The 14,907-nt window shown below is 41.9% G+C and carries 13 protein-coding genes and 2 pseudogenes; 2 read left to right on the top strand and 13 right to left on the bottom strand.

Features of this window, described 5'->3' with window-relative positions; translation table 11 throughout:
- Window positions 1-21: 21 nt before the first annotated feature.
- The 8 genes and pseudogenes from D8802_RS04210 to glmS all read right to left on the bottom strand — a co-directional run bounded on the left by D8802_RS04210 (window position 22) and on the right by glmS (window position 6,797).
- Window positions 22-900: a transporter substrate-binding domain-containing protein gene (locus D8802_RS04210; protein ID WP_049505425.1), complete on the bottom strand. Its 879-nt coding sequence runs from the start codon at window positions 898-900 to the stop codon at window positions 22-24.
- Between the two features lie 11 nt (window positions 901-911).
- Window positions 912-1,910, bottom strand: a complete 999-nt coding sequence (locus D8802_RS04215; protein WP_125394908.1) for a uroporphyrinogen decarboxylase family protein — start codon at window positions 1,908-1,910, stop codon at window positions 912-914.
- 2 nt (window positions 1,911-1,912) lie between these two features.
- Window positions 1,913-2,116, bottom strand: coding sequence for a hypothetical protein (locus tag D8802_RS04220; RefSeq protein ID WP_125394909.1), 204 nt, complete (start codon window positions 2,114-2,116; stop codon window positions 1,913-1,915).
- Window positions 2,117-2,127: 11 nt separating this feature from the next.
- Window positions 2,128-3,132, bottom strand: a pseudogene (locus D8802_RS04225) (uroporphyrinogen decarboxylase family protein).
- 218 nt (window positions 3,133-3,350) lie between these two features.
- Window positions 3,351-3,479 (bottom strand): annotated as a pseudogene (locus tag D8802_RS04230) (oxidoreductase); the annotation flags it as partial.
- A 136-nt stretch (window positions 3,480-3,615) separates the two neighbouring features.
- The gene (locus D8802_RS04235) at window positions 3,616-4,149 is read right to left on the bottom strand and encodes a hypothetical protein (protein ID WP_125394911.1); all 534 of its coding nucleotides are present in this window, start codon (window positions 4,147-4,149) and stop codon (window positions 3,616-3,618) included.
- A 41-nt stretch (window positions 4,150-4,190) separates the two neighbouring features.
- Window positions 4,191-4,802: a helix-turn-helix domain-containing protein gene (locus tag D8802_RS04240; protein WP_125394912.1), complete on the bottom strand. Its 612-nt coding sequence runs from the start codon at window positions 4,800-4,802 to the stop codon at window positions 4,191-4,193.
- A 186-nt stretch (window positions 4,803-4,988) separates the two neighbouring features.
- Window positions 4,989-6,797 (bottom strand): glutamine--fructose-6-phosphate transaminase (isomerizing), encoded by a 1,809-nt coding sequence (glmS, locus tag D8802_RS04245; RefSeq protein ID WP_125394913.1) that lies wholly within the window; start codon window positions 6,795-6,797, stop codon window positions 4,989-4,991.
- A 215-nt stretch (window positions 6,798-7,012) separates the two neighbouring features.
- On the opposite strand from glmS, the gene D8802_RS04250 reads away from it, so the two are divergent.
- Complete coding sequence (locus tag D8802_RS04250; RefSeq protein ID WP_125394914.1) at window positions 7,013-7,426, top strand: EamA family transporter; 414 nt, start codon at window positions 7,013-7,015, stop codon at window positions 7,424-7,426.
- A 347-nt stretch (window positions 7,427-7,773) separates the two neighbouring features.
- On the opposite strand, the gene D8802_RS04255 is transcribed toward D8802_RS04250, so the two are convergent.
- From D8802_RS04255 to leuS, 5 genes are all read right to left on the bottom strand, one after another.
- On the bottom strand, window positions 7,774-8,346 hold the full coding sequence (locus D8802_RS04255; RefSeq protein WP_125394915.1) for a nucleotidyltransferase family protein: 573 nt from the start codon (window positions 8,344-8,346) through the stop codon (window positions 7,774-7,776).
- The gene (gene ruvB / locus D8802_RS04260) at window positions 8,327-9,325 is read right to left on the bottom strand and encodes a Holliday junction branch migration DNA helicase RuvB (RefSeq protein ID WP_125394916.1); all 999 of its coding nucleotides are present in this window, start codon (window positions 9,323-9,325) and stop codon (window positions 8,327-8,329) included. Before ruvB ends, D8802_RS04255 begins: the two co-directional genes overlap by 20 nt.
- A 488-nt stretch (window positions 9,326-9,813) precedes the next feature.
- Window positions 9,814-10,230, bottom strand: a complete 417-nt coding sequence (locus D8802_RS04265; protein WP_125394917.1) for a GNAT family N-acetyltransferase — start codon at window positions 10,228-10,230, stop codon at window positions 9,814-9,816.
- Window positions 10,231-10,241: 11 nt separating this feature from the next.
- On the bottom strand, window positions 10,242-10,937 hold the full coding sequence (locus D8802_RS04270) for a GNAT family N-acetyltransferase (protein WP_125394918.1): 696 nt from the start codon (window positions 10,935-10,937) through the stop codon (window positions 10,242-10,244).
- A 109-nt stretch (window positions 10,938-11,046) separates the two neighbouring features.
- Complete coding sequence (leuS, locus tag D8802_RS04275; protein ID WP_125394919.1) at window positions 11,047-13,548, bottom strand: leucine--tRNA ligase; 2,502 nt, start codon at window positions 13,546-13,548, stop codon at window positions 11,047-11,049.
- A 314-nt stretch (window positions 13,549-13,862) separates the two neighbouring features.
- On the opposite strand from leuS, the gene D8802_RS04280 reads away from it, so the two are divergent.
- Window positions 13,863-14,903: an ABC transporter substrate-binding protein gene (locus D8802_RS04280; protein WP_125394920.1), complete on the top strand. Its 1,041-nt coding sequence runs from the start codon at window positions 13,863-13,865 to the stop codon at window positions 14,901-14,903.
- The last annotated feature ends 4 nt before the right edge of the window (window positions 14,904-14,907 follow it).

Here is a 14,907-nt window from a genome sequence, read left to right on the forward strand (position 1 = left end):
TCTAGTCTTGGAATTTCTGGTCTAGTCTTTGTCTACGTAACTAAAGACATCTTCTTTAAAGTATTGCTGAGATAGCTTAGCAAGCGTGCCATCTTCCTTCAACTCTTTGATTGCTTTTTCATATTCTTTAGCGAATTTCTCACCCTTTTCATCACGGTGAATCAAGGGATAAGTTGGAATACCCTTGTATGGGAACCAGCTGAGTTTATCCGCATATTGGTGGTAAGGGCCATCTTCTGCGGTAACTGCTTTTTCAAAGGACAGTTTGATATCAAAGAAGGCGTCATAACGTCCTTCTAAGACCCAGGCATAGGCATCTGCCACTTTAAAGGATTCAGCTGCTGTTAGCTCAATCGGTGCATCCTGATGTTTTTCATTGTAGCTGGTGATGACATTCCATTGAGCATTCTGTGGAGAGATGGGAACCAATTTCCCTTTATTCTTAGCAAAGTCATCAATGGTTTTGTATTTCTGTTCATCTTCTTTTCTGACAGTAAATCCGATGATGCTCGCTCCGACTGGTTCAGATGGAATGACAAACTTTTTAGCTCGTTCGTCTGTGTACCAAGCTCCCTTGGTTCCGATGTCATACTTGCCTGATTCTAGGCCAATCAAGAGATCGTCATCACTGGTACCCGTATATTCAAATTGATAGTTTGCCAATTTCTCATCAACAGCCTTCAAAACAGCTACTTCATAACCATCCGATTCCCCTTTTTCATTGACAAAGTCATAAGGTACATAGTTTTGTGTATGGGCAACCTTTAAGGTTATGACTTCAGCAGACGAAGCCGTTTCTCCATCCTTGGCTGGAGCGCCAGCTAAACTTCTCCCGATAATCGTTGCCCCAATTACTGCAACAACTGCTACACCACCAATAATCCATGCTTTTTTACTCATCTTTTTCTCCTTTAGTTTTCAAGCGCTTCTCTCACCCACTGGATACGTTCAACTGCGATATCACTTGGAATGGTACAATCTGCCCCAAGTACTAAGCCCTGTTCCCCAGCTTCTGCAACTAGTTTCTTTGCCTCAGCCTGAATGGCATCCTTGCTACCAGTATACAGCAAGCCTGTCTTGCCATTTCCGAATCCTCCAAGAACCGTACGCCCCTTGAAAATCTCACGACCTTCCTTGAGAGTGATTCCCTCCGGTCCTACAGCCCAGTTAAAGACTTGGGCTGGATAGTCTGCAAAAAGGTGAATATCATTTCGCGCCCCCTCGTAGCCACAGATATGAAGAACAGTAACACCACCAACAGCACTAGCTGCTTCCAGAACCGTTATCTCGCTAGGTGCAATGACAGCTTGATACTCTGCTGCCGACACTCGTTGATCTTGGATACTCTGCACGCTGAGATAGATTCCATCAGCACCAGCCTCTTCGATGACAGCTCGGCTGAGACTCGCAATATCCTCTGCAATCACATCCAACACCTTTTTAAGGGCTTTAGGATCTTCCACCAAAAAGTCCGCAATAAGGTCATCCCCGCCAGACACCTCCCCAAGCAGCCACTTGAGATAGGTCACAGGAGCAAAAATATTGTAAATCGCAACGATATCTTCTGTAAACTCTTGCTTGATTTTCTTAACCAAGTCCACCTGCTCTTTTATCCAAGCGTGGTCTGGCCCGAGTGGTTGAATAGTCGCTAATTCTTGAAGTGATTTTCCTTTGGCAATCGCTGGATTTGGATAAGCAAAGTAGCCATCACTCATGAGTTTGATAAAGTCTGGCTGAACTTCTCGGATAAAGCGCTTATGGCCCTCAATATTCTTCTCGATAATAGCTGGATTTGAGAAACCGTGTAGCCATTCGTCTTCGGATGTGAAATGGTGCCAAAAACCAACTGGCACACGATCAACTTTTTCACCTTTAAATGCTTTTAAAACCCATTCTCTTTTTTCTGACATTCTTATTCTCCATTTCTTACTTTTTCAACTAATAAACTGCTTGCGATATCATGCGAGCGTAGAAAGGGGAGACTGGACTTGGAAAAATCCTGAACTCCACGACATCTCTCTCCATTTTTGCAGTGCCCATTTTTTACGACACTTATGGTGACCAAGGCCAGCAAACCGACAACTGCAATGAAGATACCCCATCTTTTACTTTTCATAGCTCCTCCTTTTAGAGAACAGCTGCCTGACGAATCCAGTCCAACCTCTCTAAGTCAAAGTCATCTGGAACAGTACAGTCAGCTCCCAGAAGAACGCCTTTACTACCAGCTTCAGCCAGCAACCGTCTTGTTTCATCTTGCAATTCCGCCTTGGAACCTTGATAAAGCAAGCTTTTCTTGCCATTTTCAAATCCACCTAAAACGGCCTTGCCTGGAAACAACTCTTACCCCTGTGTCAAACTAACATCCTCATGGTGGGTCGCCCAGTTGACCACTTGAGCTGGATAGTCCTTAAATATCGTCACATCATTGCTCGCACCTTCAAAACCACAGATATGGAGGATATTGGTCCCACCCACCTGATTGGCTGCCTCCAAAACCGCTATATTGCTCGGTTCGATATAGGTTTGATAGAGTGCTGGTGTGATGCGCTCATCTTGAATTTCCTGGGTGCTGAGGTAAATCCCGTCGACACCGCCTTGCTGGATGATTTTCTGAGTTAGGATAGCAATATCTCCTGCAATCACATCTAGAATCGCTCTAAATTGCTCAGGATTTTCAAGCAATATATCAGCTACTTCCTTATCACCTCGCGAAGTTTCTTTACGGAACCAGCGCTTGAGGTAGGAGATAGGCGAAAAGATATTGTAGAAAGAAGCAATCTCTTCGGTAAAGGTCTCTCGAATCGCTTGTACCACTTCCACCTGTTGCTGAATCCATGGGTGTTCCTCACCAATCGACTCAATAGAAGTCAGTTCCTGAATGCTTGCAATCTTAGGACTATAGACATTACTTGGATAAAGGAAAAAACCGTCGCTCATAATTTTGACAAAATCAGGACGAATCCTTTCCACATAGTTGCGATGCCCATCAACACTTTTTTGAAAGATACGTGGATTATTTAATCCCTGCCCCTTTTCTTCGAGTGTTACAAAATGAAACCAAAATCCGACAGGAACTCTTTCCACTTCATCGCCTCGAATCGCTCTAAAGACTAAATCTCTTTTGCTTGCCATACCTTTCTCCTTCCATTTGGATTGAAACCATCTTACCACTCCTTTTCCCCTTTTCCCAATATATATTGACTATCGACTTGATTGGGAATTTTTATATCTATAAAGAAAAAAATCCCTGAAAAGCTTGATGTTACTAGCCTTTCAAAGATTCACTTTATTTTCATCTATTTTTCAAAAAGGAGCTGATATAGATTTTCTATCAAGCTGATTGGATTTTTTTATAACCCCTCTTTCATGGCAAAGTAAGCACGTACTTTGGGTGCCACTTGCGTGCCGAAGAGTTCAATAGCTCTCAAAACTTGATCATGAGGCATGGAACCAAGCGGTAGATGCAACATAAAGTGATTACAAGCCTACCTAAACTTGGTTCAATTTTTTGAAATAACGAAGATTATCACCGAATAGGCAATGTATCACTAAACAGTTTTATATTCAATACACTTGCTCATTAGAAAAAGCCTAGATGAACTAGACTTTCTTAGTTTATTCTACCTGTAGTTTATTGTCTTTCAAAGTCAACTTCGAGTTTTCTGTCAATTCTGTTTGTTCAAAAGTGTAAATCGTCTCACCCTTTGTATCAATCATGTACCAGGCTTGGTCTTTACGGACAATCAGGGCAAGCTCCGTGCTATTTTCGTCCTCGTTTTTAATAGACAAAGGGAAGGCCTTGTCAACACCTTCCAGAGTTACTTTCTCACCTGTTTTTAATTCTACTAGGTAGTGTACTCCATCCTTTGTACCAAAACTATATTCCCCATTAATCGGTGTATGGCTATCATAGTCTTTCATTTGAATGGAAGTTCTATCTATACCTTCAAACGCCTTTTTAAATTGTTCTTTCTGCTCTTCAGCTTTCTTTTGATCTTGAGACTGAACCGTCTCTTGCACCGCAGCAATCCGTTCCATGTTTTGCTTTTTCGCTTGTCTTGCCTGATGGATCAAGACCGTACGTATCAAGAAAGAACTAGACAAGACGATACCAATCAGCATAGCAATAATATTTTTTTTCTTCTTCATTTTCTTCTCCTTAGAGTATACAATATAGGGGTGAGAAAATGCTATTTTATCTGTTTTTTTAAAATAATATAACTTGTAATCATAATCACAAATAGAACTAATATAAAATTCAAAGCGTGAAATATTCCTATAGGATATGGCGCAACCCACCCCTGTTTGAAAATCAACAATGAAATAAAACCAGTAGCCATAGAAGTAGGCATAAAGGCAATTCCAATTATATTAAGCCAATTCACATAAAACGGTGCTTTTTCTTCCGATAATATTCTTGCGATAAAATATCCAACAATTCCTACCACTTGAATAATTATTGCTCCCAAAATAGCTTCCATTGTTTGTTTTTCATACCATTCAGCAAATGCACAAAACAATCCAATAGCAATAAAGGCTGTTGATGAGATATAAAGTACCTTGCTCGCAAATTCTCTATTTTTTTGTTCTTTATCTACTACCGGTTCAATTCCTTTTAAAATATAATCTGTAGTAACACCAAAATAATCACTCATTATAATTACTTTTTCTAACTCAGGTGTACTTTGTTCACTTTCCCATTTTGAAACAGCTTGTCTTGAAACACCTACCTTATCAGCAAGTTCTTCTTGTGATATTCCCTTAGTTTTTCTTAAATATTGTATTCTGTCTGCCATGTTCATTTGACAACACTCCTTTCTTTTATGATACAATCATAACAATTTCGTTGGTTGCATAGCCACCATTAAAATATAGAAATATGTCAACTTGCAGTTGCAAATGTGTTTTTCAATACAAATCCCTATAAATTCCGATTTGTTATATATTTACATTATACCCTTACTTATGGCAGACTAGACTTTCTCAGTTTATTCTACTGTTACTGACTTAGCAAGGTTACGTGGTTTGTCCACATCAAGGCCACGGTGAAGTGTTGCAAAGTAAGCGACCAATTGCGTTGGTACGACCATTGAGATTGGTGAGAGGTAAGGGTGTACGGTCGTTAGGACGATATCGTCTGTATCTTTGGCAACATTCTCTTCTGCAATAGTGAGAACCTTGGCACCACGGGCTGCGACCTCTTGGATATTTCCACGAGTATGGTTGGCAAGGACTGGATCTGACAGGAGGGCCAAGACAGGCGTTCCTTCTTCAATCAAGGCAATCGTTCCATGCTTGAGTTCTCCTGCCGCAAAGCCTTCACACTGGATGTAAGAAATCTCTTTAAGCTTAAGACTCGCTTCCATAGCTACGTAGTAGTCTTGACCACGTCCGATATAAAAGGCGTTGCGAGTTGTTTCAAGAAGCTCTCGAACCTTGGCATCAATGGTTTCTTTCTCAGAAAGAGTTGATTCGATAGACTGAGCCACGATAGACAACTCACGAATCAGATCAAAGGCTTGTGCTTTAGCATTGCCATTTGCTTCACCGACTGCTTTTGCAAGGAAGGCAAGGGCTGCAATTTGCGCTGTATAAGCCTTGGTTGATGCCACAGCAATTTCAGGACCCGCGTGAAGGAGCATGGTATGGTTGGCTTCACGTGAAAGGGTTGAACCTGGCACGTTTGTCACTGTCAAGCTTGGAATGCCTAACTCATTGGCCTTGACCAAAACCTGACGGCTGTCAGCTGTTTCACCAGACTGGCTGATAAAGATGAAGAGTGGTTTTTTGCTGAGAAGTGGCATACCGTAACCCCACTCAGATGAAATTCCAAGTTCAACTGGTGTATCTGTCAATTCTTCCAGCATCTTCTTAGAAGCAAATCCTGCATGGTAAGATGTTCCAGCTGCAAGGATGTAGATGCGGTCAGCGTCTTGAACAGCCTTGATGATAGCTGGATCTACGACAACTTGACCTGCCTCATCTGTGTAGGCTTGGATGAGTTTACGCATAACCGTTGGTTGCTCGTCGATTTCCTTGAGCATGTAGTAAGGGTAAGTCCCCTTACCGATATCAGACAAGTCAAGCTCGGCAGTATAGCTAGCACGCTCACGACTGTTACCATCATAGTCTTGCACTTCAACGCTATCAGCCTTGACGATTACCAACTCTTGGTCATGGATTTCCATATATTGGTTGGTCTCACGAATCATAGCCATAGCATCTGAGCAGACCATGTTATAGCCTTCCCCAAGACCAATCAAAAGTGGAGATTTGTTCTTAGCGACATAGATGACATCTGGATTTTCAGAGTCAATCAAGGCAAAGGCATAAGAACCACGAATGATGTGAAGGGCTTTTTTGAAGGCTTCAAGAACGGAGAGACCATCCTCTTCCGCAAATTTTCCAATCAAATGAACAGCGATTTCCGTATCTGTTTGCCCCTTGAAGTGGTGACCTGCAAGGTATTCTTCCTTGATCTCAAGGTAGTTTTCAATCACCCCATTGTGCACCAAGACAAAGCGTCCTGTCTCAGAGCGGTGTGGGTGAGCATTGTCCTCAGTTGGTTTCCCGTGAGTCGCCCAACGCGTATGTCCGATACCAGTCGTTCCCTCAACACCAGCTGTCTTAGCAGACAATTCAGCGATACGACCGACAGCTTTGACTAGATGATTTTCAGCACCACCTAGAACAAAAATCCCCGCAGAATCATAGCCACGGTATTCAAGCTTTTCAAGCCCTTGAATCAAAATATCAGTTGCATTTGTGTTTCCAACAACACCGACAATTCCACACATAGTATATACGACACAGACCAGCTGTGCTTTCCCCTTAAATTGGTATAGTCTGATTTTCCTTTTACAGAACCAGCAAAGACAGTATATACTTGTTTTTCTCACTTGTCAAGCATAAAAATTGGTATAGCTTTTTAAAATGCCATCAGAGCAAGATTTCACTTGAGAACTGACAAGTAGGATTCGATTACTTATAATAGAGAGAGGAGGTAGTTACCATGTGGTTTTTCTTCGCACTTTTATCTGCTGTCTTTGCAGCCTTAACTTCTATTTTAGCCAAGATTGGGATTGAGGGAGTTCCGTCCAATCTAGCAACACCCATTCGTACGGTCGTCGTCATCCTTATGGCTTGGGCCATGGTTTTCTTGACCAATAGTCAGACTGAGCTTGTCAACATCAGTAGAAAAAGTTGGCTCTTTCTCATCCTGTCTGGTTTGGCAACAGGCGCCTCCTGGCTCTGCTACTACAAGGCCTTGCAGATGGGCAATGCGACTGAGGTATCTGCTGTCGATAAGTTTAGTCTCGTCATTACACTCGTTTTAGCCTTTTTCTTTCTACAAGATATCCTGACCTTTAAAACAATCATTGGATGTATACTGATTACGATTGGGACCTTGGTGATGATTTTGTAATCCTCTCCCCCTCCACATATGACTTTTCCCCAAAAAAGCTCAATGCGAAAAATCTAATTTTTGGAAGCGATTCATAGTCACTATTTGTCTCCTTTAAGTACAAATCTATGGACAAAGTGGCTAAGTTTTTCATTGATTCTTTTCTTCCAAGAACAATAAGGATAGATCTGGTAGACGTTTTTCTCACTTAATCACACAAATTCGATCTCTTTGTTAGCTATGATAGATTGAATGAATTTTTCCTGTTGAGTATATAATTTTTTGCATCCTTAGATTTCTCTGTTTATCTTGTGATGATTACAAACTCACATATAGAATTCTTATGCGATCAAGTCACTAACTTCTTTTCAGAGATTTGAGAAAGTAAGATTTTTCCATTTTTCTTGCCAATTTTTCTTGGATAATCGTGTTTGATAGAGCTTCATTCGGTCCTCATTCTCTAAAAAATGAGTAGTTGGGGAAACCTGAAAGTTCAAAATATCCTCTATACCATAAGGCGCAAAGAGCTCCAAAGTTGCGTCGGCATGCAAGCGGAGTCCTATCGCCGTACATCGTTCTGGATACTTACTCATGGCATCACAAGAACTCGTGTAAGGCACAGTGTGGGGACTGTGCAGATGCATATAGACTTGATTTTTCAACTCCCACTGATATCGAGGGAAATCTTCTCTCAGCTTTTTCTCTAGGGATACTGTTTCCTCATAAGAAACATCTGGATCAAAGAAAATCACATCCACGTCCGTTTCATGATCAAAAGGGGATTTGTCTGACAAGAGATTCCAGATGAAATTTCTAACCGAACCCGCTGCCAACCACGAGTCTTTCAGAGCAAGGTTTCGGATGATGGTTAAAATGGCCATCATATCTGGATTTTCTCTGAAAGCCTCTAGAATTTCGTGCTCATTTTTCACTGTATTCATAATCTAAATGCTCATATGCCTTCGCCGTTGCAACCCGTCCAGACCGTGTCCGCATGATAAAGCCTTTCTGAATCAGGTAGGGCTCGTACATGTCCTCCACCGTCTCACGCTCCTCGGCAATATTAACAGAAAGAGTTCCTAGACCGACAGGACCACCACCGTACATCTCAATCATGGTGCGAAGGATTTTTTGATCCACATAGTCCAACCCTTCATGGTCCACATCTAGCATGGTCAAGGCCTTATCCGTAATCACATCATCGATTAAGCCATCCCCCATAATCTGGGCAAAGTCGCGCACACGCTTGAGGAGACGATTGGCGATACGAGGAGTTCCTCGACTGCGTAAGGCCAGCTCAGCAGCTGCCTCATGGGTAATTTCCATCTCAAAAATATCCGCTGTCCGTTCAACAATTTCCGTCAAGTCATCATGGGCATAGTATTCCATATGACCTGTAATCCCAAAACGTGCTCGTAGAGGGTTTGAGAGCATACCCGCACGGGTTGTCGCGCCAATCAAGGTGAATGGCGGCAAGTCCAAATGGACACTGCGACTGCCCTCTCCAGCTCCAATCATAATGTCAATGTAGAAGTCCTCCATGGCACTATAAAGCACCTCTTCTACCGACATGGGCAAGCGATGAATCTCGTCAATAAAGAGGACGTCTCCAGGCTCCAAATCATTCAAAATCGCTACCAGATCACCCGCTTTTTCAATGACAGGACCAGACGTTTGCTTGAGATTGACTCCCAGTTCATTGGCAATGACAAAGGCCATGGTTGTTTTCCCCAAACCTGGAGGCCCAAATAAGAGTACATGGTCCAGTGCTTCATCCCGCATTTTGGCAGCTTCGATAAAGATTTGGAGCTGGTCCTTGACCTTATCCTGTCCGATATATTCACGTAAGTATTGAGGACGGAGTGTACGTTCTACTAGCTCCTCATCCCCCATTATCTCATTATCTAAAATTCTACTCATGGCTCTATTATATCAAAAATCCAAGCCACAAACAAAAAAGCCACCTGATTGGGTGGCCTCTTTAGGGAGATTATGATGAAAAAGAAAGGATTAGGATTTCATTAAATAAAGTTAGGAGGTCTTTATCTAATGACTATATGATACACGAGGAGACTTAAAATTACCTTAACTTTTTTCTGATTTATCATTTTTTTAGAAAAATTTTTTCCAAATGAAATTTCCTTTCTCAAGTCACAAAAAAGCCACCTGATTGGGTGACTTCTTTAGGAGATTATGATGAAAAAGAAAAGTTTAGGATTTCATTAAATAAAGGGTACTCAATGAAAATCGAAATCAGACTAGGCAGATAGACGCAAGCATAACTATAGTTAGCTAAGTCGACTCTAACGAAGGTTGATGAGATTTTCGAAGAGTATTAGGAGGTCTTTATTTAATGACTATATAATACACGAGGAGACTTAAACTTTACTTAAGAAAAAATGATTTTTTTATCTTTTTCGATCCACCCAAATCATTCCTGTACAATCATAAGTAGATAAAGTTTCAAATCCCAGAGAACGATAGAATCCCAAGTTTTTTTCTGTATGTTCGGTCACTAGTTGGACTTGATAGGCATCTTTGTAATCCTCTAAAGCTTTTTTCATTAAGGCACTGCCAATCCCTTGGCGCTGATAGCTAGGCAAAACGATCAAATCCTGGACAAAAACCGATGAAAAACCATCTCCGACCAAACGGACCAAGCCCACCACGGCACCGCCATCAAGTGCCAGATAAATCGCTAATGAGTAAGATAAGGCCTTCTCCAACATCTGAGGTTGATGGGTATAATTTGTCCAACTGACTGCCTGATAGAGATGCAGAACATCATTTATATTTACTAATTCTTGCTTTCTAACGGTAATCATCCCAACACCTCTTAGAATTCTCTCAAGCTCTTGTACTGCCGTCCATTTTTATCAAAATTTTCAGGAGACAACCATGCTTCCAAACGGGTTTTGACTTGAGGCCAGTCCTTATCAATCATCGACAGCCAATCCGTATCTCTAGTTCGCCCCTTATAAACGACAGCCTGACGGAAGGTTCCTTCATAGACAAAGCCCAAACGTTCTGCTGCTCGTCTTGATGGCAAATTTAGAGCATCGCATTTCCATTCATAGCGACGATAGTTAAGCTCCTCAAAAACATAGCGAGCTAGGAGATATTGACCCTCTGTCCCTATCCTCGTCCCCTTAAGAGCAGGAGAAAAAGTGACAGCTCCCACTTCTATTACTCGGTTATTCTGGTCAATGCGCATGAGAGAAAAAGTTCCCAAAGCCTTACCAGTTGCCTTATCTATAATCACGTAGTAAAAACGGTCCTTACGAGTCAACATCTGATTTAAGACGGTGACCAGTTCCGCCATATCTGCCATCGGCTCCTGAAAGAGGTAGGTCCACATCTCCCGAGGCGTATCTGGACCATAGACAGCTAGCAAATCCTCCGCATGCTTTTCCACTGAAAGAGCTTCTATCCGAGCGTAGCGCCCTTCTAAGAAATCAATGGAAGGCAGTTCTCCTGGTGTATAACCTTCCATTGACTCACCAATCATCTGACCATATTCGTTTACTGGCATCGTTCTCTCCTTGTTTTACTTTTCAAACTTCACAGTTGCACATAGTATATCATACTTTCATAAAAAAATTCAAAAAATCCTCCAGATTCTACTCTGAAGGATTCCTATCTTATTTCACAACGATATTAACGAGCTTGTTAGGTACTGCAATCACCTTCACGATTTCCTTACCGTCAATTTCTGCTTTAACTTTTTCGTCAGCCAGAGCAATTTCTTGCAATTCTTCGCGTGAGAGGTCTTTAGCGACCATGAGTTTGGCACGAACTTTACCTTTGATTTGGACGACGATTTCGATTTCGTCCTCAACCAATTTGCTTTCGTCCCAAGTAGGCCAAGCCACGTAAGAGATGGACTCACCTGTTGCAGCAACAGTTTGCCAGAGTTCTTCTGTCAAGTGAGGTGCAAATGGGGCAATCAATTGGATAAAGCCTTTGGCGTAGTCTACATAGAGTTTGTCTTCCTTGTTGGCAGCGTTGACAAAGACCATAAGTTGGGCAATGGCTGTGTTGAATTTCATGGATTCGATTTGCTCAGTAACAGATTTAACGGTTTCGTTATAAACCTTGTCAAGAGCGCCATTGTTTTCCGCAACGATTTCTTTCGTCGTCATCAAACGGTAAACACGGTCTAGGAATTTACGGCTTCCTTCCAGACCTTCTTCTGACCAAGCGATGGAAGCATCGAGTGGCCCCATGAACATTTCATAAACACGAAGGGTATCAGCACCGTATTGTTCCACTACATCGTCTGGATTAACCACATTCTTGAGCGATTTAGACATCTTGGCTGGTGCTTGCTCCAGTTCTTCTCCTGTTTCCACATGGAAGAATGAACCGTCACGTTTTTCAACCTTGTCAGTTGCCACAAGTGCACCACGGTGGTCACGGTAGCTTGTTCCCAAAATCATTCCTTGGTTAAAGAGTTTTTGGAATGGCTCTTTAGTAGGTACAACACCAAGGTCATAGAGGAATTTGTGCCAGAAACGAGCGTAGAGCAAGTGAAGCACAGCATGCTCTGCACCACCCACGTAGATATCTACTGGCAACCATTGTTTGAGGAGATCCTCATCGGCCAATTTTTCTGTGTTATGTGGGTCGATATAGCGGAGGTAGTACCAACTTGAACCTGCCCATTGTGGCATAGTGTTTGTTTCACGACGACCTTTGACACCATCTTCACGAGTCACTTCAAGCCAGTCTGTCAAGTTAGCCAATGGGCTTTCCCCTGTACCTGAAGGACGGATATCCTTGGTGACTGGCAAGACAAGTGGCAATTCACTTTCAGGAACAGCTGTTGAAGTCCCATCTTCCCAATGAATGATTGGAATTGGCTCACCCCAGTAACGTTGACGACTAAAGAGCCAGTCGCGGAGACGGTAGGTAACCTTCTCTTGACCACAACCTTTTTCTTCCAACCAAGCTACAATTTTAGCAATCGCTTCTTCTTTGTTAAGGCCATCTAGGAAGTCTGAATTGACATGAAGACCATCTTCAGTATAGGCAGCTTCTTCTACATTTCCACCTTCAAACACTTCTACGATTGGAAGATCAAATTGTTTGGCAAATTCCCAGTCACGTTGGTCGTGGGCTGGCACAGCCATAACCGCACCTGTTCCATAGCTAGCAAGAACGTAGTCAGCAATCCAGATTGGAATTTCTTTGCCATTGACAGGGTTGATGGCATAAGCACCCGTCCAAACCCCTGTTTTTTCCTTGGCAAGGTCGGTACGAGCCAAGTCTGATTTCAGGCTGGCTTGGTGTTTGTAGTCTGCTACGGCTTCAGCTTGTTCTGGACTGACGATAGCATCTACCAAATCATGCTCAGGTGCAAGAACGGTAAAGGTCGCACCAAAGAGGGTATCTGGACGTGTCGTAAAGACAGTGAATTCCTTATCTGTGCCTTTTACTTTAAAGGTTACATTGGCACCAGTTGATTTCCCTATCCAGTTGCGTTGCATATCCTTGATAGACTCTGGCCAGTCTAGCTCATCCAAGTCATTGAGCAGGCGCTCTGCATAGGCAGTGATTTTGAGCATCCATTGGCGCATTGGTTTGCGGACAACTGGATAACCTCCACGCTCAGAAGTTCCGTCAGGAAGGACCTCTTCGTTGGCGATGGCCGTTCCCAATTCTTCTACCCAGTTTACTGGCACTTCCGCTTCATAGGCCAAGCCTTTTTCGTAGAGCTTGGTGAAGATCCACTGCGTCCACTTGTAGTAGTTTGGATCTGTTGTATTGACTTCACGGTCCCAGTCGTAAGAGAAACCAAGCGCATTGATTTGGCGTTTGAAGTTAGCAATATTTTCCGCTGTAAACTCTGCTGGGTCATTACCAGTATCCATAGCATATTGCTCTGCAGGCAGACCAAAGGCATCCCAACCCATTGGGTGAAGAACGTTGTAGCCTTGCGCACGTTTGTAACGACTGAGGATATCTGTCGCTGTATAGCCTTCTGGGTGCCCTACGTGCAGACCTGCTCCAGATGGATAAGGGAACATATCAAGAGCATAAAACTTCGGTTTTGAGGCATCTGTTCCTGTCTTAAATGTATGATGTTTCGCCCAGTAGCCTTGCCACTTGGGATCAATTTCCTTGTGATTGTAAAAACTCATGCTATTTCTCCAATTTTATGATGTTACTATTATACCATTTTTGGGGGAATTTGAAAGTCGAGAAAGAATCTTTTCCCCTCCATTGTCAAGAAAGATTGGACATCACCCCCACTTCATTTTTCTATCAAAAAGAGAATAACACCGGATTAGATATAGAACAAATGTGAATTACCATCGATTGTTCCCATAATTTCCTTAACACATAATTCCCATTTTAGATTTCTTTAAGGTTTTTATTATATGATGTAGAACTCTGTAATTAAAAACATTAAATGAACAAACAGAGAATAATGTTCGTAAAAAGGAGAAAAATTATGAAAAAAATACTATCGCTTCTCTCTTTCAGCTGGATATTTCTACTTTTGTCAGGATGTTCTTCAACAACCGAAGCTGAAACTAGCATTGAAAATGATACAGATAAGACTTTAGTTATCTACTCGCCTAACCCTGAAGACCTTATCGAAGAAACAATCCCAGCCTTCGAAGAAAAATATGCTATTAAGGTTGACTTAGTACAAGCCAGCACTGGTGAATTGTTCAAAAAAGCTGAGGCTGAAAAAGAATCCCCTGTAGCCGATGTCATTTTCGGAGGCTCCTACGCCCTCTTCTCTTCTAACGAAAATCTTTTTGAACCTTATATCTCTCAAGAGAATGACCAGATAATCCCTGAATATCAAAATAAAACTGGATTCTACACGCCTTATACACTTGATGTCAGTGTCATCATTGCCAATTCAGCTCTTACAAAAGATATTAAAATTGAAGGCTACAATGATCTACTCAATCCTAAATTAAAAGGAAAAATCGCAACTGCTGATCCAAGTAATTCTTCTAGCGCCTTTGCTCAATTAACAAACATGCTTGTGGATCAAGGTGGCTATGAAAATGAGCAAGCTTGGACATATGTGAAAAATCTATTTAGCTTAGTAGATGGGAAAATTGCTTCTAGTTCTTCAAATGTCTACAAATCAGTCGCTGACGGAGAAATGGCTGTCGGACTCACCTATGAAGATCCTGCATTGAAACTCTTAAACGATGGCGTTGATGTAAAAGTCATTTATCCAAAAGAAGGAACCGTCTTTTTGCCTGGTAACGCAGCTATTATCAAAAATGCCAAACACATTGAAAACGCTAAAAAATTTATCGATTTCCTTCTTTCTCAAGACATTCAGGATAAACTAGGAACTGAAACAACCATCAGACCCATTCGAAAAAACGCTAAAACCAATAAAAATATGAAATCAATGACAGAAATCAATATCGCCACTGAAGATTCAGATTATGTCATCCAAAATAAATCAGCTATTCTTAAAAAGTACAATGATATTTTCACTAACATTCAATCGAAACAGTAAAAGA

Source organism: Streptococcus oralis (genome assembly GCF_003943395.1).
In the GTDB taxonomy this organism is placed as follows: Bacteria; Bacillota; Bacilli; order Lactobacillales; family Streptococcaceae; genus Streptococcus; species Streptococcus oralis_BF.